This window comes from Echinicola vietnamensis DSM 17526, from assembly GCF_000325705.1.
In the GTDB taxonomy this organism is placed as follows: domain Bacteria; phylum Bacteroidota; class Bacteroidia; order Cytophagales; family Cyclobacteriaceae; genus Echinicola; species Echinicola vietnamensis.
This window is the reverse complement of record NC_019904.1, coordinates 2,804,430-2,823,824: the sequence shown is the minus strand read 5'-3', so window position 1 is coordinate 2,823,824 and position 19,395 is coordinate 2,804,430. Positions and strand designations below refer to the sequence as shown.

Annotated in this window: 15 protein-coding genes; 12 read left to right on the top strand and 3 right to left on the bottom strand. The window is 44.7% G+C overall.

Translation table 11 applies throughout. The features are described from left to right. Window positions 1-2 precede the first annotated feature (2 nt). Both ECHVI_RS11600 and pfkA read left to right on the top strand, forming a co-directional pair. Window positions 3-389, top strand: a complete 387-nt coding sequence (locus tag ECHVI_RS11600) for a methylglyoxal synthase (RefSeq protein ID WP_015266185.1) — start codon at window positions 3-5, stop codon at window positions 387-389. Then, window positions 379-1,365 (top strand): 6-phosphofructokinase, encoded by a 987-nt coding sequence (gene pfkA, locus ECHVI_RS11595; protein ID WP_015266184.1) that lies wholly within the window; start codon window positions 379-381, stop codon window positions 1,363-1,365. The genes ECHVI_RS11600 and pfkA overlap by 11 nt, the downstream gene beginning before the upstream one ends. A gap of 74 nt (window positions 1,366-1,439) precedes the next feature. On the opposite strand, the gene tamL is transcribed toward pfkA, so the two are convergent. Together tamL and ECHVI_RS11585 are read right to left on the bottom strand one after the other, a co-directional pair. Continuing rightward, entirely contained in the window at window positions 1,440-3,746 is a 2,307-nt protein-coding gene (gene tamL / locus ECHVI_RS11590; RefSeq protein ID WP_157501357.1) for a translocation and assembly module lipoprotein TamL, read from the bottom strand. Then, a complete protein-coding gene (locus ECHVI_RS11585) occupies window positions 3,736-8,793 on the bottom strand; it encodes a translocation/assembly module TamB domain-containing protein (RefSeq protein ID WP_015266182.1) in 5,058 nt (1,685 codons plus the stop codon). The genes tamL and ECHVI_RS11585 overlap by 11 nt, the downstream gene beginning before the upstream one ends. A 288-nt stretch (window positions 8,794-9,081) precedes the next feature. On the opposite strand from ECHVI_RS11585, the gene miaB reads away from it, so the two are divergent. From miaB to ECHVI_RS11545, 8 genes are all read left to right on the top strand, one after another. Continuing rightward, on the top strand, window positions 9,082-10,542 hold the full coding sequence (gene miaB / locus ECHVI_RS11580) for a tRNA (N6-isopentenyl adenosine(37)-C2)-methylthiotransferase MiaB (RefSeq protein ID WP_015266180.1): 1,461 nt from the start codon (window positions 9,082-9,084) through the stop codon (window positions 10,540-10,542). Window positions 10,543-10,564: 22 nt separating this feature from the next. Continuing rightward, window positions 10,565-11,866 carry a sigma-54 interaction domain-containing protein gene (locus tag ECHVI_RS11575; RefSeq protein WP_015266179.1) on the top strand — a complete coding sequence of 434 codons (1,302 nt, stop codon included), beginning with the start codon at window positions 10,565-10,567 and terminating at the stop codon, window positions 11,864-11,866. Then, the gene (locus ECHVI_RS11570; RefSeq protein WP_015266178.1) at window positions 11,859-12,395 is read left to right on the top strand and encodes an LptE family protein; all 537 of its coding nucleotides are present in this window, start codon (window positions 11,859-11,861) and stop codon (window positions 12,393-12,395) included. Before ECHVI_RS11575 ends, ECHVI_RS11570 begins: the two co-directional genes overlap by 8 nt. Before the next feature lie 40 nt (window positions 12,396-12,435). Further along, entirely contained in the window at window positions 12,436-13,290 is an 855-nt protein-coding gene (locus tag ECHVI_RS11565; protein WP_015266177.1) for a hypothetical protein, read from the top strand. 12 nt (window positions 13,291-13,302) lie between these two features. Further along, a complete protein-coding gene (gene secG, locus ECHVI_RS11560) occupies window positions 13,303-13,677 on the top strand; it encodes a preprotein translocase subunit SecG (protein ID WP_015266176.1) in 375 nt (124 codons plus the stop codon). Window positions 13,678-13,849: 172 nt separating this feature from the next. Then, window positions 13,850-14,821 (top strand): sterol desaturase family protein, encoded by a 972-nt coding sequence (locus ECHVI_RS11555; protein WP_015266175.1) that lies wholly within the window; start codon window positions 13,850-13,852, stop codon window positions 14,819-14,821. Window positions 14,822-15,138: 317 nt separating this feature from the next. Then, window positions 15,139-15,438, top strand: coding sequence for a hypothetical protein (locus tag ECHVI_RS11550; protein ID WP_015266174.1), 300 nt, complete (start codon window positions 15,139-15,141; stop codon window positions 15,436-15,438). A gap of 181 nt (window positions 15,439-15,619) precedes the next feature. Then, window positions 15,620-16,297, top strand: a complete 678-nt coding sequence (locus ECHVI_RS11545) for a hypothetical protein (RefSeq protein WP_015266173.1) — start codon at window positions 15,620-15,622, stop codon at window positions 16,295-16,297. A 142-nt stretch (window positions 16,298-16,439) separates the two neighbouring features. On the opposite strand, the gene ECHVI_RS11540 is transcribed toward ECHVI_RS11545, so the two are convergent. Next, window positions 16,440-17,147, bottom strand: a complete 708-nt coding sequence (locus ECHVI_RS11540) for a hypothetical protein (RefSeq protein ID WP_015266172.1) — start codon at window positions 17,145-17,147, stop codon at window positions 16,440-16,442. Window positions 17,148-17,366: 219 nt separating this feature from the next. Here ECHVI_RS11540 and ECHVI_RS11535 point away from each other — a divergent pair, with 219 nt between their 5' ends. Next, a complete protein-coding gene (locus ECHVI_RS11535) occupies window positions 17,367-17,645 on the top strand; it encodes a co-chaperone GroES (RefSeq protein WP_015266171.1) in 279 nt (92 codons plus the stop codon). A gap of 51 nt (window positions 17,646-17,696) precedes the next feature. Further along, the gene (gene groL, locus ECHVI_RS11530; RefSeq protein ID WP_015266170.1) at window positions 17,697-19,328 is read left to right on the top strand and encodes a chaperonin GroEL; all 1,632 of its coding nucleotides are present in this window, start codon (window positions 17,697-17,699) and stop codon (window positions 19,326-19,328) included. The last annotated feature ends 67 nt before the right edge of the window (window positions 19,329-19,395 follow it).

Here is a 19,395-nt window from a genome sequence, read left to right as displayed (position 1 = left end):
TAATGAGAATAGCTTTAATCGCCCATGACGGAAAAAAAGCTGACATGGTACACTTTCTTAGTGGATTTAAGGACCGGCTCTTGGAAGCTGACGTAAGCCTATTTGCCACGGGAACTACTGGATCCCACATCGAAAGAGCAGGATTTGAGGTAGAAAAGCTGATGTCTGGCCCGTATGGTGGCGATGCACAAATAGCGGCCATGGCGGCCGAGAAAAAACTAGATCTGGTCATTTTTTTCCGGGATCCACTGGATAAACACCCCCATGAACCGGATGTACAGATGCTGATGAGAATCTGTGATGTGCACAATATCCCTTTGGCTACCAATTTGGCCTCTGCAAAACTGATGTTCAAACAAATAACAACCGATTTACAAGATGGAAAGTAAAGCGATAACCAAAATCGGTGTACTGACCTCAGGAGGTGACGCGCCGGGAATGAACGCCGCCATTCGTGCGGTAGTGCGCTGTGCCTTTTATTATAATTTAGAGGTTTACGGTATTTACAGAGGATATGAAGGCATGATCCAGAACGATATTCGTCAGCTGAACAGCTCTGATATCGCCTATGTTTTGGAGCGGGGAGGTACGTTTCTAAAGTCTGCCCGAAGTGCGGAATTCAGAACACCGGAAGGTAGAAAAAAAGCGTATGAAAACCTTCAGCAACATGGCATAAACGGCCTGGTGGTGATCGGCGGAGACGGTTCCCTGACAGGTGCGCACCTTTTTTACAAGGAATTTGGCATTCCGGCCATCGGACTTCCGGGCACCATAGACAATGACCTTTCCGGTACCGATAATACCATTGGCTTTGATACTGCCTGTAACACGGCCATTGAAGCCATCGATAAAATCAGGGATACGGCCACGTCTCACGATCGACTTTTCTTTGTAGAAGTAATGGGACGGGATTCCGGTTTCATTGCCATAAACGCCGGCATCGGCAGTGCAGCAGCAGCCACACTGATTCCTGAAAAGAAAATGCCAGTGGAAGCATTGATCGATCGCCTAAACACCCGTGCCAAAGCTAAAAAGCAGGCAAACGTAGTGATTGTGGCCGAAGGTGGAAAAAGTGGCGGAGCCCTTGAAATTTCCAAAAAAGTAAAGAAATACCTGCCCAATTACGATATCAAAGTCACGATACTCGGTCACCTCCAACGGGGTGGTTCTCCCACGTCATACGACCGTGTGCTCGCCAGTAAACTTGGCGTATCAGCAGTGGAAGGACTGATGCAAGGAAAATGTGATGTCATGGCCGGCGTCATCAACAATAAAGTCGTCTATACCCCTATCAAAAGGGCCATTGTAGATGACAAGGAAGTGGACGAAGAAGATTTCCGAGTAGCCAAAATCCTCTCTACTTAAGCCATAATGGTTGTAGAATTGTCAATCCGCTTCATCATTGTCATGAACGAACAATTCTACAACCCTTCTCCTCCCTAGAACGGGTAGCCAATTGCAAAATTGAAAATAAAGTTTTCTCGTCTCCAATCTCGGTCAAATGGCTTAAATTCATTTTGCCATCGCTCTCCTTCAGGCAACCAAGGCTTTCGCAATGGGGAAGCAAAATCAAACCTGATGACGAAAAACTCTATATCTATCCTTAACCCTACCCCCGTACCTACGCCGAGTTCACTTGCCCATTTCCCTGAAAACTTACCTCCCGGCAAGGCTTCATTTTCGTTCATCAACCACACGTTACCTGCATCCACAAACAGTGCCCCTTTCAGGTAAGGCACAATGGGGAAGCGATATTCAATATTTCCTTCCAATCTAATATCACCTGTTTGTTCAAAATAAGATTGGTTATTGATAGAATCAGGCCGATAAGATCCCGGACCGAGGGACCGGATACGGAAGGCCCTCACACTATTTGGGCCACCTGCGGAGTATTGCTTCACATAGGGTAAGGATATGGAGTTGCCATACGGCACCCCTACACCTCCAAAGAGACGTGTAGCCAACACCTGATCTTCACTCAGCTTTAAATGATATCGAAAGTCCAAATCGCCCCGGACATATTGGGCGTATTCCATGCCGAAAATCTTGTTGGGCTCTTCAATAGTGCCTTTTCCATCAAACGCTCCAATCAGGTTACCTGCCATATCAAGTGAAAAACCTGTAAATATTTTATGCTTCCGGAACTTGTCCCCGAGTTGGTTGTAATTAAAGGTATAATTTAACCCGGCAATAAACTGCTGCTCAAAACTCTTGGCCAAAAACGGGTTATCATCCAATATCTCCTGAAAATCTGACGTCACATCTGACAGGCTCACCACACTCAAACTGATGGGATTGATTTCATGGTAAACAAACCGGTTTGCATTCCAGTAATACCCGTAGCTGGTAGATACATTGTTTAGTCGATACAGCCCAATTCTATTGATCGATTGTACCCCGAGACTGATTTTGGTTTTGGGCACAGAATATCGGAAACGGTCTTGAATCTGGGAGGGAAAGATCACTCTCGGAAAAATCAAATCCCCGCTTAAGCCGATATCATACGTACTTAAACCGGTCCTGTCTCCTCCTGCAATCTGCGTTTCATAGCCAAAGTTTGCCGAAATATTCAAGGTTTCACCGCCCTTAAACAAATTCCTGTTTCGATAAGTCAGCAAAATAGAAGGACCAATAAAGTTATTGGATTTTGAAATTCCCTGGAGTTCGGCGCGGACAGACCTTTTCTTCAAAGGCGAGAGGTAAATATCCGCATCCAGCCTTCCCCCCTCATCCAAAGTCACCGAATCGACCTCTTCATAGCGTAAATTGACATAGCGGTAATTTCCAATGGAAGATAATCTGTTGGAAGTAAACCGGGACTGTTCCGAGCTATAAATTTGCCCCTTTTTGATCAAAATATATTTTTCAAGCAAATCTGGTCTGAAAGTCAACTCATCTTGGATAAAAGCGATATCCTCTACAAAAGTGGTGTCTTGGCTGCTCACTTCTTCCTCCACGGTATAATTAGGGTAAACGCGGATATCATTAACGGTATAAGGCACGATGGCTTTCTTTGGCACTCCCGCTTTTAACCGCAAAAACAGGTCAAATTTGCGCTCATCATAATTGTTCGTATCCGCTTCAAATATCAGGTAATCCGCATTAAAATTATAAAAACCTCTTAGCTTAAGCGCTTCATCTATTCGCGTCCGCTCATTCTTAAATGCCTGCAGCTCAAACCTCGTACCCGGCTGTAATTCTGAATCCTCCAAAATTTCATTCATCTGCTTTTGGATGGGCAAGCTATCCCCCTCAAGGGTCAATTTTTCCATCAGGTAAGGTCTGCTGACGTCCACCTGATAGGCCATTCCCAGAAATTTCCCTTTGCCTGTGGTCTCACTACTGGACGAGGCATAGAAAAAGCCATTGTTTTCCAATCGATTTAGCAAAAGTTCTTCGGTTTTGGAGGCATTCACTTGGCTAAAATAGACCGGTTCTTGCCCAAATTTCTTATTCATGAACCGATTGAAAAAACCCGGCTTCTCCTGGGTACCCTTGTAATGTGCCCACAAACCAATGCGCATCCCCAAAAACTTACTGTTAGGCTCAGGACGTATCATTTCATGAAGCCGGCTTTGGATCACTTCAAGGGTCTTTTCGTTTACGTGTTCTTTATCCTCCGTGGTAATTTTTAAAGTCGCACCGGTATAAAGCTGCTCTCCCTCGGGGATGTACTTCCCCACCCCGCAAGAACTCAAAGCGGCCAATAAAAAAATCATTGGGTATTTAAAGCATTTACTCATCATGGTTTTCCTCATTTTTACCATCTACAGCCTCACGTTGCTTGGCTTTTTGTTCACTTTCGCGCTGTATCCTTTCTTCGCTTTTCCAAAAATTCTGGAATTTGTTGAATTCCCTGTTTAGAATAAAGGCAATTCCTGTGACGATTACCTGTCCATCAATTATACTTTCGAACTCATTTTTTCTAAACCCTCGCAAGCGGTACCTACCACTTTCGGTGAGTAAATATTCGATATTGACATTCCCAAACACTGCCCCGTCATTTTGGGTATCCTGGTTAGAACTCTCCAGTTCCATTTCACTTCCCACCTGCACGATCAATCGATCGTCAAAAAGCCTTTTTTGGGCACTTACATTTAAATTGGTCTGTGCCCCTTGGTATCCTTCATAGCTGTCCAAATCAAAACTGAGTTCAAAACCTGAATTGCCCAACACATTGCTGGAAAGTGCATTTAACTGACTGGATAGCATTTGGCTGACACTGGATCGTGCCAAACCTGCCGTTCCTCCTCCGGTCCCATCTCCGCCGGTAGCGGGCATAAACTTTTGAAGCACCAATAAGGAAAACACCTGCCGGTTCAATTCTCCTTCTTCTTCATTGACCTGTTGGATTTTGGAATACACATTTCCCCCGAGGGCTCCTTGTTCATCTTCCGGCATATCCAATTGGAAAAATATCTGAGGCCTGAGCAGTTCTCCTTCTACATTCAGGTAAACAATAAAAGGCAGTCGTTCCTGATATTGGGTGGATACTTCTGAACTGACGCCGGAAATCTGAGTAGCCATCAAATCACTGGCAGAAGTCCTCACATCATAAGATGCCGTAATATCCATGTCTGCATCCATGGGATCCCCTTTCCAAGAAATGGTACTGCCTTCTACAATGTTAAATTTCCGTGAAACCAAATTATAGAGGCTCATTTCATAATGTCCTTTGGACAGTTCATAGATACCCGAAAGGTTCATCCGCCCGTTGGGCTCAATGTTTAAGTTCAGGTCTGCCTCTCCTGCGATCATCAGGTTATCACCGGATCGCTCATCCACGATCACCCTGAAAACAGCATTCGGATCCACCTTTAACAATGCCTCTATTTCCATTCCGGTAAATGCTGATTCGGAATTTTCCATGTCCCGTTTCGTCAGAATATCATTTGGATTGTCCCGGTCCACGATGAGCACTACGCCTTCTCGCTCCACCACTTCCAACTGCGTTTCGGGGATGACAAAAGTAAGGTCAGTGCCTTTATTGACCTTTAAATCCGCCTTTACGATCGGAAGGTTCATGTCACCGGTAATCTTAACATCTGCATTGATATTGGACTTCCCGTAAAACAAGTCATTATCCTCACGGGTGGAATTGAGCACTTGGAAGTTTTGAGCCGTAAGCTGCAGGTCAAACGCCGGATTGGCCATATCCGCTGTCCCGACCTCTCCATTCAGCGTAAAACTATTGCCATCGGCATCTTTGAAACTATATTGGTCAAAGTACACCCCTTGGTCGTCCACGCGAAGGGGCTGTGTAGGCAGTGTGAACTTTGAATTCAACATCTTCACCACCAGGGAAGCCGCTTCAAAACTAAAAGCACCTTCATATTCTGGAGCAGCAGTGGTTCCACTGACAGCCAAATTTCCATGTAGATTCCCTGTGGCCTCCCCAAACTGATCAGGCAGGAGTTTTTCGAGCACTTTTAGCTGTAGCTCGTTTAAATCCAACTTTAAATTTAAATTGGCTCCTTCTGCACTGGCCTGATAATCTCCTACTACATCCAGGTCGATTTCCTTGTCCTTCAAAGCGAGGTTAAAGTCATAGGACTTGGTATCTTCGGACTTTGCCCGGAGGGCCAAATTCCCCAACTCCACATCCATGGCCTTCATCTCTGAAATATCCATATCAGCCACAATACCTGTGGCCCCAAAAGGATTCTCTACCACAAAATCTCCATTTAACTCGCCTCCAAGCAACAACTGATCCGGGTTGAGCAAGCTCATAAAGGTGCTAAGCCGAAAATCCTCAAAAGTAATCCCTACTTGATCGGCAACGCTTTCATTTAGTTCATTGCTGAAGGTGAGGTGCTGCCCTTCATGGACAAAACTAAAATCCCTGAACTTCAGCAGGGCATCTGAATAAGACACCTGATTGGAGGCTGGCACCTCCCATGCTTGCCTGTTCAGGACCAGTCCTTCGGGAACCACATGCAAATGCATCGTATCCCCGACATAATCTACCTCAGCATCCACAAAATAAAGCAACTCTGATTCGTCATAGGATTCAAAATTCAGATAGAGCCCTTTTCCTCTAACGTTTCCTTCGAAAGAAGTCTTTCCCATGGCCAAAGGAGAAGCACTAAGTCCCGCAAAGCCTACATCGAAAACCATTTCCTGCCCGTCACCGTCGACATCTACCAAAAGGCTATCCAACGTCATCTCATTATACTGCACAAAAGGCAAGCTAATGCTGGCTTGAAGTTGCTTTTCTTGCTCCCTGAACTTGACCATAATATCCATGGAATCCATCTGATCCAATCCTTCCAAAAACACCTGATCCAACACGGGAGCCGGTTTAAAGGCCATTTGAAAATCCAAATCTACCGGTTCCCCGGAAAGGGTGTCCACCACCGTTGAATCCACCAAGACGGAATCTTTCAAGTATCCTTCAAAGTGGTGCTGCAATCCTGCCGAAATATCCGCAGGAGAAGAGTTTGACCGTAAATAGCCATTGAGCATCATACTGCTTATGGTGACACTTGTGCTATCTGGCCGCACGGCAGCTTTTAAATCCAATTCACCAAGGGGAAAGGATCGATCATCGTACACGACCAATCCATCGTTCACCTGAGTGGTCACGTCGAAGTGAGCTGGATTCCCCCTAAACGCTGCCTGCAGCTTTAGGCGGGTACGAATATCTTTTGCGGTCAACCCCAGGTTTCTGAGATTTGCCCCTTTGAGGTCCAGCGCTGCTGTGTATTGTGCATCCACAGAGTCCAGCAGCACCCCTACCTTGAGCAGCATGTCCAGGTTTTCATCCGTAAAAGCAGCATTTACCGCTCCCTCTCCGTCTGTTAGCTGGCCATCCAACGACAATCCAGAAAAATCATAATCATTATATGACAACTGCTCAAATGTACTCTTCAAGGTGGCATCCAGTTCTTCCATGGTACTTCCACTACCTGAAGCATCGATATTAAATGTCAACGTGCCAAGCCCCTGTCCCGGCAAGAGTTTTTCCATCAACAGCTGCTCCCCCTTTACTTGGACGTCGAAAAACAACTGCTCTTGATCCATGTATTTAGCATCGGCAAAAAGGTTACCATCCGATGTTTCTACAGCTGCTTGGGCCACGAGATCGTCCAGCTTTCCTTTTATGGAACTGATTAAAGCAATCTGATCAGGAAAGCGTACCCCGTATGCCGCTTCATCCAAAAATGCAATTAAGTCCTCTCTGGTACTGTGAAATTGGACATCCTTAACATCCATTTGGAGATTTTCAGGATCCACCGCTTGCTTTAGTGCGCCCTCCAGCTTGACATGGGTCGTTTCTCCCCAATTTAACCGGGTTTTACGAATACGCATGTCAGCCATACTTCCCTGAACATGTAATTGTCCGGTAAAGTCTTTTTTGTTTACCTCCTTCATAAGCGTATCCGCTCTCAGATCAGGCGCAAAATAATATGCATCTTTTCCACTTAAGCGAATGTTGGGAAGCTGAACGTCAAATCCCGTTTGATCCGGATGGTTTATCAGCTCATCCATGGATTGGAAAGCCAAGGAAATGTCTCCACCTATCGCACTGTTTCCAGTAGCGATTTCCAGTTCTTCAATCGTCACATCGGTATCGGTTACCCCTGCCTGAAACCCAAATTCCTTCAATTGAAACCCGCTGGCCTCCGTAAAGTCCAATCGGTCCAGCACCATTCCTGCTCCTCCATCCTTGAGGTAAATTTGAGAAGCCTGTAAGTAAAAATCTGATATCGCCATTGCTTCTGGATTAAACGCGCCAGGGGTAACTTTCTCATCCCCAAGGGTCATTTCGAACCGATTGCGCTCCAGCGCGATGGTATTGACGTCCACGATCCAACCAGGCCACTGAAAGGGGGCTTCTTCTGCAGGCTCCGTGGCCACCTCTTGATTTTCGGAAGTGGTTTTTGGCAATTTCAATGCTATATTGGAATCTAACAATTCCATTGTTTTTAGATGGATCTTTTGGGCATCAAGGTCTGCCTCAGGAAGCTCCACCAATAGCTTGCCCAAGGCTACATTGGCCGCTATTTCATCAGGTACCGATTCATAATTGGCTTGGATGTTTTCCACTAAAAACCGGTCCACGATGACCACTGGCATAGGTGAAACAGCGGTTGTGTCTTCCTCAGAGGGAGGAAAAGGTTTGGTTTGGGAATAGCTGGCTGAAGTATTCCGGAATTGAAAATCACGGATATAAAAGGCCATCTTGTTCAGATCAACCCGCTCCATCTCCAAATGGATTTCACCTAGGTCGACCTTGGCAGCCAATCCCATCACACCATCCTGATAGGCTATATTAAAATTTCTGAAATCCACAGGGCCTAAATCTACTTCAGGCATGGGCCCTGACGCCTCCACAGTATCTGTCTCCACCGTGGATGTGGAATCGCTGGAAGCAAATGCCTCCATTAAGAAATCAAAATTGAACTTACCGTTTTTCTCTTCCCTGACCACATTGGCCGTCAGGTTTTCCCATTCCAGTTTGGTCACGTGGATGGCTCCATCTTGGATAAGGGGCCATATTTCCACGCCAGTTTCCAATTTACCCGAATAGACGAGGGTATCGCCCTTCAGATCCTCCAGGTAAAGTCCTTCTAAGAACACATTGCCAGTAAAGGTGACATAGAGCTTTTCGATGGCCATCTCCGTCTGGGTTTTACCCTTCACATAATTGACGGCCTTGCCCACAATAATCTCCTGCCCCCAAGGGCTTCTAATAAAAAGCAAAGCACCTACAATAAGTACCAGTAATACCAATAGTATTACTTTAAATACCTTGAAAAATTTATAAAGCACCTTTTTTAATTTATCCAATTGTATCCTTTTAGTTCGCTTAGTAAAGATAATAAGTAAAAGTCTTCTTTAATGAAAAATGTTTTCATGTTGATGCCAAAAACAACGCATAAGAAGAATAAGTCAATTTTCATGCTAATCCAAGAATATTTCAAAAAAATTACCGTTAACCTCCGCAGCATCAACCCTTTTCCTCTTCCCCTTCATGGAGCGTCCTATCCTTAAACTTAGTAAAGATTAACACGTAAAACCCTGTCATTTTGTCGGTATTTTATTAATTTCGCATCTCAAATTGATTGAACGCGAGATATGGAGAACATAATCAAGGATATCGACATTCTTCCAGCTGAAGAGGCGCAGGCATGTGAGTTTAAAACCACAGAAGAGGAGAATACCGGAAAGCAAAAAAAATTATACATAGAAAGCTACGGCTGTCAGATGAATTTTTCTGACAGTGAGATCGTCGCATCCATTATGAAAAAGAATGGATTCGATACGACTTCAAATTTCGAACAGGCAGATGTCATCTTTCTCAACACCTGTTCCATACGGGAAAAGGCGGAGCTTACCGTCAGAAAGCGACTGACGCAGTTTAACACCATCAAAAAGGCGCGACCAGACCTCACCATTGGGGTACTTGGATGCATGGCCGAGCGGCTTAAGGACAAGCTGCTGGAGGAGGAGAAATTAGTGGATGTGGTAGTAGGCCCTGATGCCTACCGGGACCTGCCCAACTTGGTAAAAGTGGCCGAGGAAGGCGACAAAGGAGTCAATACTTTCCTTTCCCGTGAAGAGACCTATGCAGACATTTCACCTGTCAGGCTAAACACCAACGGGGTAAGCGCCTTCATTTCCATAATGCGAGGCTGTGACAACATGTGCTCATTCTGCGTGGTCCCTTTCACCAGAGGCAGAGAAAGAAGCCGAGACCCGCATTCCATCGTCAAAGAGGCACAAGAGCTGTTTGACAAAGGGTATAAAGAAGTGACCTTGCTAGGCCAAAACGTGGACAGCTACAAGTGGTCACCAGAAGAAAACAACAAAGCCCGCCTTAACAAGCAGGAAGAAGACGTCAGTGAGGTGATCAATTTTGCCAACCTACTGGAAATGGTGGCAAAAGTAGCTCCCCAACTGCGCGTAAGGTTTTCCACCTCCCACCCAAAAGACATTACGGATGAGGTGTTGTATACCATGAAAAAATACGACAATATCTGCAAATACATCCACCTTCCTGTACAAAGCGGTAACAGCCGTATACTGGACCTTATGAACAGGACCTATGACCGGGAATGGTACCTCGAAAGGGTGGCCAAGATCCGCGAGATCCTGGGGCAGGAATGTGGTATTTCTTCGGATATGATCGCTGGTTTTTGCTCGGAAACGGAAGAAGAGCACCAAGAGACCTTAAGCTTAATGGACATCGTAAAATACGATTTCTCTTACATGTTTTTCTATTCCGAAAGGCCAGGCACCCTTGCAGCCAAGAAGTATGAAGACGATATTCCTTTGGAGACAAAAAAACGCAGGCTTCAAGAGATCATTGCGAAGCAAACCCAGCATTCCCTGGAAAGAAACAAACTGGATTTGGGACAAACCCAGGAGGTATTGGTAGAAGGGACTTCCAAACGTTCGGAAGAACAACTTAAAGGTCGAAATTCGGCCAACAAAGTGGTGATTTTCCCAAAAGGCAACCACAAAAAAGGAGATTATGTCCGTGTAAAAATCGTGGATTGTACGGCCGCCACCTTATTTGGCGAAGTGCTTTCCTAAACCACTAAAGCCCCTGAAATCTATGATAACAGACGCGGAAGTATTATCCATTAAACAGCGTTTTGGTATAATCGGCAATAGCCCCCTGCTCAATCATGCCATTCGCGTAGCCATGCAGGCTGCGCCAACGGAAATGACGGTGCTGATCACTGGTGAAAGTGGAAGTGGTAAAGAGTCCTTTTCCAAAATCATCCATTCGATCAGTACGCGCAAACATGGGAAGTTCATTGCCATCAACTGCGGTGCCATTCCAGAAGGCACCATTGATTCAGAATTGTTCGGTCACGAGAAGGGTTCCTTCACCGGCGCACACGAAGCGCGGAAAGGATATTTTGAAGTGACCGATGGTGGATCCATCTTTTTGGATGAAATAGGCGAAATGCCCCTGGGCACCCAAGCAAGATTGCTGCGGGTATTGGAAAACGGTGAATTTATCAAAGTAGGTTCTTCCAAAGTCCAAAAGACCGATGTCCGTGTCATCGCTGCCACCAACGTCAACCTTATCCAAGCAGTAGAAAAGGGTAAGTTCAGAGAAGATCTTTACTATCGCCTGAACACCGTGCCCATTTTCGTCCCTCCTCTTAGGGAAAGAGGCGACGACATCATCCTCTTATTCCGGAAATTCACCACTGATTTCAGTGAGAAATATAACGTAAAACCCATTTCCCTAGACGGAGAGGCAAAAGAACTCCTTAAAAAATTCCCCTTTAAAGGAAATATCCGGCAATTGAAAAACTTGGCCGAGCAAATTTCCCTGCTGGAGGAGGACCGGGATGTCAATGCCATCACGCTGGCAAAATATTTACCGTCCACAGAATCCAATTTACCGGCCCCTTACACCGGTGGTGGACAAAAGGGCGAATCATCTTCTGATTTTTCGGAGCGGGAGATCCTGTACAAAGTGCTCTTTGACATGAAAAAGGACATGACAGAGCTGAAAAAGCTGGTGCTCGACACGTACCAGTCCGGCGGGATCAATCAAAACATCATCAAAAAGCACTACTCGTTGTTTGAAGACATGGACACTTCTGTGTCTTTTGATGATACCTCGTCCAAGGAGTCAAGTCCCGCATCCATGCCCATTGTATTGGAATCGGGGAAAATCTCCAATCAACATGCCCATTCTGAAGAATATGATGATGAAATCGAGGACATTATTCACGAAGAGGATGACCATTCACTTTCCATCGAGAAGAAAGAAAAAGAACTGATCATAAAAGCGCTCAGAAAACATAACAATAAACGTAAATATGCGGCGCAGGACCTGGGCATTTCGGAACGTACCCTTTATCGAAAAATCAAACAATATGACATCAATGAGTAGATCAAAGCTCATGTTTGCGTTGGTACTATGCCCACTGATGCTGCTTTGGGGCTGCAAAGTAGAATATAGTTTTACCGGCACTAACCTGGATTATAATGTAACCCAGACTTTCTCGGTGGCCAATTTCTTCAACGATTCCGGCGGTGGCCCTGCCAATATGGGGCAAAACTTTACCGAATCCCTGAAAGATTATTTTCAGCGAAACACCCAGTTGGAGTTGGTCCAGACCAATGGTGACTTGCAATTTGAAGGAGCCATCACACGGTATTCCCTCACCCCACAGGCCACGGTCTCCACCACCGATCCCAACCAACCTGATCGGGCCGGTCAAATGCGCTTGACCATTGCTGTGGAAGTCAACTATATCAACCTGAGCGATGAAGAGCAGGACAGTAAAAAGACCTACTCCTTCTATCAGGACTATGACCCTCGGAGTACTTCGGTCCTCGCAGTGGAAACTGACCTGATAGATACCATTTTTGAAAACATCATTCAGGATATTTTCACCTCTACTGTGGCAAATTGGTAATTTTATTTAAATTAGGTAACCAACCAAAAAAATCTGACTTGTGAACGCAGCCCAGTTTTTAAATATCATCAAAAAGCGTAACGCTTTAGAGAAGGAAGATTTCAGGTCATTGCTGAAGCTCCATGAAACGTTTCCGTATTTTTTGGTCCCCAAGGTACTGGCTGCCAAATACGAGAAGAAAATATCCAAGGGAGAATCACAAGAACTCCTGCACTGGGCAGCTGTCCAAAGTCCGGACAGGGCTTGGCTCAAAACGCTGATCGAAGGAGACATTCATTTCGCTCCTCCTGTATCCCCTGAGCCAGCCAAAGCAACACCTGCACCCCAGCCTTCTAAGGATACGACCCCTGAGAAGGCCGCCCCTACTGCAGAAGACGCTCCTGACAAGGCAGCTTCTCAACAGCCTTCGGGGTCGGACCGGACTGAGATCTTGCGCAAGCTGGAAGAAAACCTGAACAAATTACGGCATGCCGAAGCAGACAAAAAAACTGAATCGGATAAAGAAACTCCTTCAAGTGGTGCAAAGGCCCCGAAGAAAAAAGCAGTAAAGAAAAAAGACCCAAAGAATGACGACCTGATTGAAACCATTCGAAAAAAGGAAAAAAAGGTCATCAAAGACGCCAAAAAGCAAGAACAGCTGGACATAATCAAAGCTTTCAGCAAAAAAGAGATCAAACTGGCGACCATTAAAGAAATAGAAGATACCGGCCAAAACACTGATCTTTCCAAAAACAGTACGCAGCTGTCCGACAAGTTACTTTCGGAATCCTATGCCAAACTATTGACGAAGCAAGGCAAAAAAGCCAAGGCAATTGATATTTATCAGAAATTAAGCTTGAAGTTTCCGAATAAAAAAGCTTATTTTGCGAACTTAATAAAAGAATTAAAAGATTAACTTCATTAGCATATGTACACTTTACTTATCAGCATCATTATTGTTTTGGCGGTTATCTTGGTATTGGTAATCTTAGGTCAAGATTCCAAAGGTGGTGTTGGTGCTGCATTTGGCGGTGGAGCCTCCCAAATCATGGGCGTCACCAAAACAGGAAACATATTGGAGAAAGCCACTTGGGTGTTGGCCATTTCCATATTGGTACTTTCACTGGGTACTTCAGCATTTTTGGAAAGCAATGGCAGTGGATCCACTGAATTCTCCTCTCCAAACATTGAAAGTGCCAAGGAACAAATGGTCGCTCCATCCTTCGGTGGAGATGAAAGCATTCTTCCAGCTGAAGAGGGAAGTACAGAAGAATTATCCGTGCCTGCAGATAGTGCACAATAATCAAAGCTAAAAAGCATAATTCACTTGGCCCGGTCATCAACCGGGCTTTTTTGTTTGGCGATTACGATTGTGTGAATAAATGTTAATATCCGTCCAAACATTTGTTAAACCACATTTTTAGCTTTATCTTTTAGTTTATTCCATAATTTTAATCACTTATAATATCGATTTTATGTTTGAGAACTATAAGACCCTGGAGGATATAGGTGCTACAGAATGGCCAAACATTATCCTTTGGGCAGCCCCGGTAATGTTTGCATTGGTGTTTGCAGAGTGGGGATTGAGTATTTATAAGAATAGGGACTCTTATGACGGCAAGGATTTTTTGGCAGCATCGTCCATTGGATTGATCAATGTGGGCATCAGTGCCCTGATCAAAGTCGCCTTGTTCTCTGCTGTATTGTTCTTCTGGAACATTGTCCCTTGGAAAATCCCGCCGACTTGGTGGTCTTTCATACCTTGTTTTATTGCCATTGATTTTGCTCGTTATTGGGCGCACCGAGTGGCGCACGAGCAGCGCTTCTGGTGGGCTACTCACGTGACACACCACAATTCAGAAAAATATAACTTTTCGGTTTCTTTCCGATTGAGCTGGACGCAGCACATCAAGTTCATCTTCTTTATTCCGGTGGTCATGATTGGTTTTGACCCCTTCGTATTCTTTATATGCCACCAGATAGCTGTGCTTTACCAGTTTTGGATCCATACGGAATACATCAAAAAACTTCCGGCGCCGATTGAATACATCTTTACCACGCCGTCTCACCACCGTGTACATCATGCCAGTGATGAACACTACCTGGACAAGAACTACGGTTCTACCTTTATCATTTGGGACAGGATATTTGGCACCTTTATGGCAGAAGGTGAGACCCCAAACTATGGCATTACCAAGCCGGTAAACAGCTATAACCCTGTTACCTTGGTATTCCACGAGTGGTATGACATCGTCAAAGATCTCAAGCAAGCCGAAAACAAGAATGAAGCCTTTAAAATTCTCTTTGGCAAACCTGGAGACGAAGTGATCAAAAACCGCGAGCTAAAAAGACAGGAAAGAGAAGAAAAAGCTCAAAAAGTGAACTCCCCATCGCCAGCTCCCATCCTGACGGAAAAGGAACCCTCACTGCTCCAAAAAGAAAATTAAGCAACTTAAAGCCCGGCAATCGTCGGGCTTTTTTTTATGACAAAAGTCATATTGCGTATATCTGCGTACTAGATTTTTAGGAAAACGCACAAGGACAGCACATATTAGAAGAGAAACAACGGATTACTTTTAAGCTCTTCTACTATGAAAAAACATACAATTTACTTTTTCTCCTTGATCATAACGGGAACTACAGCAATGATCTCCTGCCAGGATAATGGTCAGGTAGAAATCGAAAAAAAAAAACAGAGGCGGTAATAACCACCCCGTCAGATGCCCTAGAATATGAAAGAAAACTTGAAGACCTGGCTCTCTATATGGGAGAAGTATTTAAGGATCCAGATGTAAGAAAGGAACTTTTTGGTTTTGCCGAGCTTAAAGGAAATGCAGGAGAAGTACAATATAACCTCCGTCGGCTATTTGAAGAAGAACCCGACCCTGTGAGCCGTAAGCAGTCCGCCATCGTACAGGCGTTTAACAGGAATGCTACCAACAGTAGCGTTGCAAGTGAGGCATCCATTAATATTGACAGTCTAAAAACCTTTATCAACCAACACGATATTGGCGTAATAGCTCCCTATCTGGCTGAAACTTTTGATCCGGACTCGCTAAGTTAAAAACTGAAAAACACGCCTATCTGCTGTTCAATGTGAATTTTGACCGATGCGCCACCTTGGCAGAAACCACTTCGGATGGTGGATATGGATTACAGGAAGGGCATCAAGTCTATCATTTCAACGGTTTTTCCTTTTACCTAGTACCGGAAATAAGGGAGTAATCATCAAAACAACATCAATTATGAAACATCTCTTAACACTAGTCATCCTATTGACACTGGCCCAAGCGTCAATAGCCCAATCAAACGAAATCGGGATAAAAACCGGTGTGATCGGCATGGACGGAACCGGAGACTGGGGATACAATATCGAATTTAACTATGAAAGGAAAATCGAGCGGTTCCCTATATTATCCATCGGTATTGACATGGGCTTTGGGAAGCAAAATGACTTCCCCGATTACTTTGACAAATCGTTTATGTTTGCTGAAAACAATGATGTCTCCACTAAGGTAGATGAGCATATCCGAAGTCTGTCCGCTGAAGAAATCGGAGGCTTTGGAGGCAGCGGATATAACGTAAATTACCTCAGGATTCTTGCGAAGTTCAGGGTAATATCCCTGAAGGGATTTGAGCTCAGGGCCTTTTCGGGCATATTGATCCGGGACGAAAACTTCGTTGACTTCAGTTTATATCAACATACCATAAACAATGAAGGCTTTATAGATGACTACCGATCTAGTTTCCGAGTACAAGATGACATCACGCTTGGATGGCCGCTCGGACTGGAGCTGAAAAAACAGATCATCCCAAAGCTGAAGCTTAGCTTGGATGCCCTCTACGGAATTCCATTTGACCGAAACCGTAAAGGCCTCCCTGTCAACCTCTACAGCAGGATCGGTATTAGCCGGATGTTTTGAGCCAAAAATAAATCATACTATCTGCTGCATTTCGTCTTTAGTCGCAGTATTAGAACGGTTCTTGGGAGAATTTAGAGTTGGCTCCGCCTATTTTGAGCAGTACCTGGAACCACCTTCCGGCACTTTTTATTTGAATACAATTCTAAGCAATCATCCTGAGCAGGATACGCTTACTCACGGGGAGCAGGCTTTCCTCCAAAGGCACCACATTACTGCTGTGCACCCTCCAGGTGGCCGGATTGGGGAGTTGCTGATTGGACCTGGCAAGGTCCAGCTTGATCTGCTCATAGGTATGAACGAGTGATTTGGTCTCTTTGCGCAGAAACGAAAAAGCGATGCCTCGGTACTTTTCAAAACTGTTTTCGAACAGTTTCATTTGATAGCTATAAATAAATACATCTGCTGATTTTTCCAGGGTAATGAACACATACCCTTCCCGTTGGTAAAGGGGTGAAAGCCCTACCGGCTCCACTTCCAAGTTATCCTCGATAAAATCATAAATGCTCTTTCCCTGCTCGATCTGTTTGCTTATTTGTGGGATGGAAAAGGCAATGATCTCATCCAATGCTTTCATCAATTCCCCTTCTCCCGTCACCTGTTCTTTACGGAGCTTGACATTTTTATGATCGATTCCCACTACCCGTTTGGGAAAAGCACTTCGCAGCCCATCCTTATTGGTCTCGAGCTCCCGAAGCTTATGATAATGCCGAATCAAATCCGCCAATGGAGGATAAAGTTTGACATCTCCAAAATGCTGCTCAACTTCTTTTAAGTAGGCCAACAACAGGTACTTTTTGTATTCAAAATCGATCCATCCTTCCGAGATCCAGTTATCCGAGAGCATTTTCATAGGCATGTTTTTTTATCAGAATTTAACAAAAAACTGACAAAAATGACAATATCAAAAAGTAAAATTGTCATGAACAGCCTTTCATTTCCGATGAAATGGCTTAAAAAAATCAAGATTCAAGACTTTATGTCATAGAAAAACGGCATTAATCCATTGGCACAAGAAATGATAGAAAGGAATAGGAATCAATGAACCAAACTTTATAAAATCAATACTATTATGTCAAAAGTGAACATCACACCACTAGCAGACAGAGTTCTGGTAGAACCTGCTGCTGCTGAAGAAAAAACAGCTTCTGGACTTTACATTCCTGACACTGCCAAGGAAAAACCCCAAAAAGGCACTGTCGTAGCTGTAGGCAATGGTAAAAAAGATGAACCACTTACTGTTAAAGTGGGAGACACTGTATTGTATGGCAAATATGCCGGTACAGAACTTTCCGTAGAAGGGGCTGATTATTTGATCATGAGAGAATCCGATATTTTTGCGATTCTTTAATCACTCGCTTTAATCGTTTATTAAACAAGAAAATCTAAAAAAGTAACAAAAATGGCAAAGGAATTATTTTTCGATACCGATGCAAGGGAAAAGCTGAAAAAAGGCGTAGACGCTCTTGCAGAAGCAGTAAAAGTAACATTGGGACCAAAAGGTCGTAATGTCATCATTGACAAAAAATTCGGTGCCCCTACCATCACCAAAGATGGGGTGTCTGTAGCGAAAGAAATCGAACTGGAGGAGCCTATCGAAAACATGGGTGCCCAGCTCGTTAAAGAAGTAGCTTCCAAAACTGCTGACAATGCAGGTGACGGTACCACTACCGCCACCGTATTGACCCAATCCATCTTCAACGTAGGCATCAAAAACGTAGCTGCCGGCGCCAATCCAATGGACCTCAAAAGAGGTATTGATAAGGCCGTAGCTGCTGTAGTAGCTGAGCTAAAAGCTACCTCCAAACCTATCTCCACTTCCAAGGAAATCGCGCAAGTGGGTACCATCTCTGCCAATAACGACGAGGAAATCGGCAACATGATCGCTGATGCCATGGACAAAGTGGGCAAAGACGGCGTAATCACCGTAGAAGAAGCCAAAGGTACGGAGACAGAAGTAAAGACAGTTGAAGGTATGCAGTTTGACAGAGGCTACCTTTCTCCTTACTTCACTACCAATACCGAAAAAATGGAAGCGGAACTGGAGAATCCATACATCCTTATCTATGACAAGAAGATTTCTTCCATGAAGGAATTGCTTCCTGTCCTTGAGCCAGTAGCTCAGTCAGGCAAGCCTCTTTTGATCATCGCTGAAGATGTGGATGGTGAAGCCCTTGCTACTCTAGTAGTGAACAAAATCAGGGGAGCACTGAAAGTAGCAGCTGTAAAAGCTCCTGGTTTCGGTGACAGAAGAAAAGCAATGCTGGAAGATATCGCCATCCTTACAGGTGGTACTGTAATCTCTGAAGAAAGAGGTTACAAACTTGAAAATGCTTCCATCGAGTATTTGGGTACTGCCGAGAAGGTAAACATCGATAAGGATAACACCACGATCGTCAATGGTGCCGGTGAAAAATCCACTATCGAAGCAAGAATCTCTGAAATCAAAACTCAGATCGAAAAAACCACTTCTGACTACGACAAAGAGAAACTGCAAGAGCGACTTGCTAAGCTTTCTGGTGGTGTGGCCATCTTGTACATCGGTGCAGCTACCGAAGTGGAAATGAAAGAAAAGAAAGACCGTGTAGACGATGCCCTTCACGCGACCAGAGCCGCTGTGCAAGAAGGTGTAGTAGTCGGTGGTGGTGTAGCCCTCATCAGAGCCTCTTCTGCCCTTGACGGACTTAAAGGCGAAAATGACGACCAGGACACTGGTATCAACATCATCAAGCAGGCGATAGAGTCTCCATTGAGATCCATCGTGGCCAATGCCGGTGCTGAAGGTTCTGTGGTGATCAATAAGATCAAAGAAGGAACCGGTAACTATGGCTATAATGCCAGAACAGATAAGTTTGAAGACCTGTTTGAAGCCGGTGTAATCGACCCAACCAAGGTTACCCGTCTAGCGCTTGAAAATGCCGCTTCCATCGCAGCCCTACTACTTACTACCGAATGTGTGGTAGCGGATGTGAAAGAAGAAGGCGGCCAGCCAGCACCTCCAATGGGCGGCGGCGGAATGGGCGGCATGATGTAATAAATGAGCCGTTTACGCTATATTCAATACAAAGAGAGCAAGTTTATTGCTCTCTTTTTTTGTTTAC

What these genes read in the sequence shown, in the direction of transcription:
- ECHVI_RS11600 (WP_015266185.1), top strand. Translation starts at nt 3, where the DNA reads ATGAGAATAGCTTTAATCGCCCATGACGGAAAAAAAGCTGACATGGTA.
- pfkA (WP_015266184.1), top strand. Translation starts at nt 379, where the DNA reads ATGGAAAGTAAAGCGATAACCAAAATCGGTGTACTGACCTCAGGAGGT.
- tamL (WP_157501357.1), bottom strand. Translation starts at nt 3,746, where the DNA reads ATGATGAGTAAATGCTTTAAATACCCAATGATTTTTTTATTGGCCGCT.
- miaB (WP_015266180.1), top strand. Translation starts at nt 9,082, where the DNA reads ATGGAGAACATAATCAAGGATATCGACATTCTTCCAGCTGAAGAGGCG.
- ECHVI_RS11575 (WP_015266179.1), top strand. Translation starts at nt 10,565, where the DNA reads ATGATAACAGACGCGGAAGTATTATCCATTAAACAGCGTTTTGGTATA.
- ECHVI_RS11570 (WP_015266178.1), top strand. Translation starts at nt 11,859, where the DNA reads ATGAGTAGATCAAAGCTCATGTTTGCGTTGGTACTATGCCCACTGATG.
- secG (WP_015266176.1), top strand. Translation starts at nt 13,303, where the DNA reads ATGTACACTTTACTTATCAGCATCATTATTGTTTTGGCGGTTATCTTG.
- ECHVI_RS11555 (WP_015266175.1), top strand. Translation starts at nt 13,850, where the DNA reads ATGTTTGAGAACTATAAGACCCTGGAGGATATAGGTGCTACAGAATGG.
- ECHVI_RS11550 (WP_015266174.1), top strand. Translation starts at nt 15,139, where the DNA reads ATGGGAGAAGTATTTAAGGATCCAGATGTAAGAAAGGAACTTTTTGGT.
- ECHVI_RS11545 (WP_015266173.1), top strand. Translation starts at nt 15,620, where the DNA reads ATGAAACATCTCTTAACACTAGTCATCCTATTGACACTGGCCCAAGCG.
- ECHVI_RS11540 (WP_015266172.1), bottom strand. Translation starts at nt 17,147, where the DNA reads ATGAAAATGCTCTCGGATAACTGGATCTCGGAAGGATGGATCGATTTT.
- ECHVI_RS11535 (WP_015266171.1), top strand. Translation starts at nt 17,367, where the DNA reads ATGTCAAAAGTGAACATCACACCACTAGCAGACAGAGTTCTGGTAGAA.
- groL (WP_015266170.1), top strand. Translation starts at nt 17,697, where the DNA reads ATGGCAAAGGAATTATTTTTCGATACCGATGCAAGGGAAAAGCTGAAA.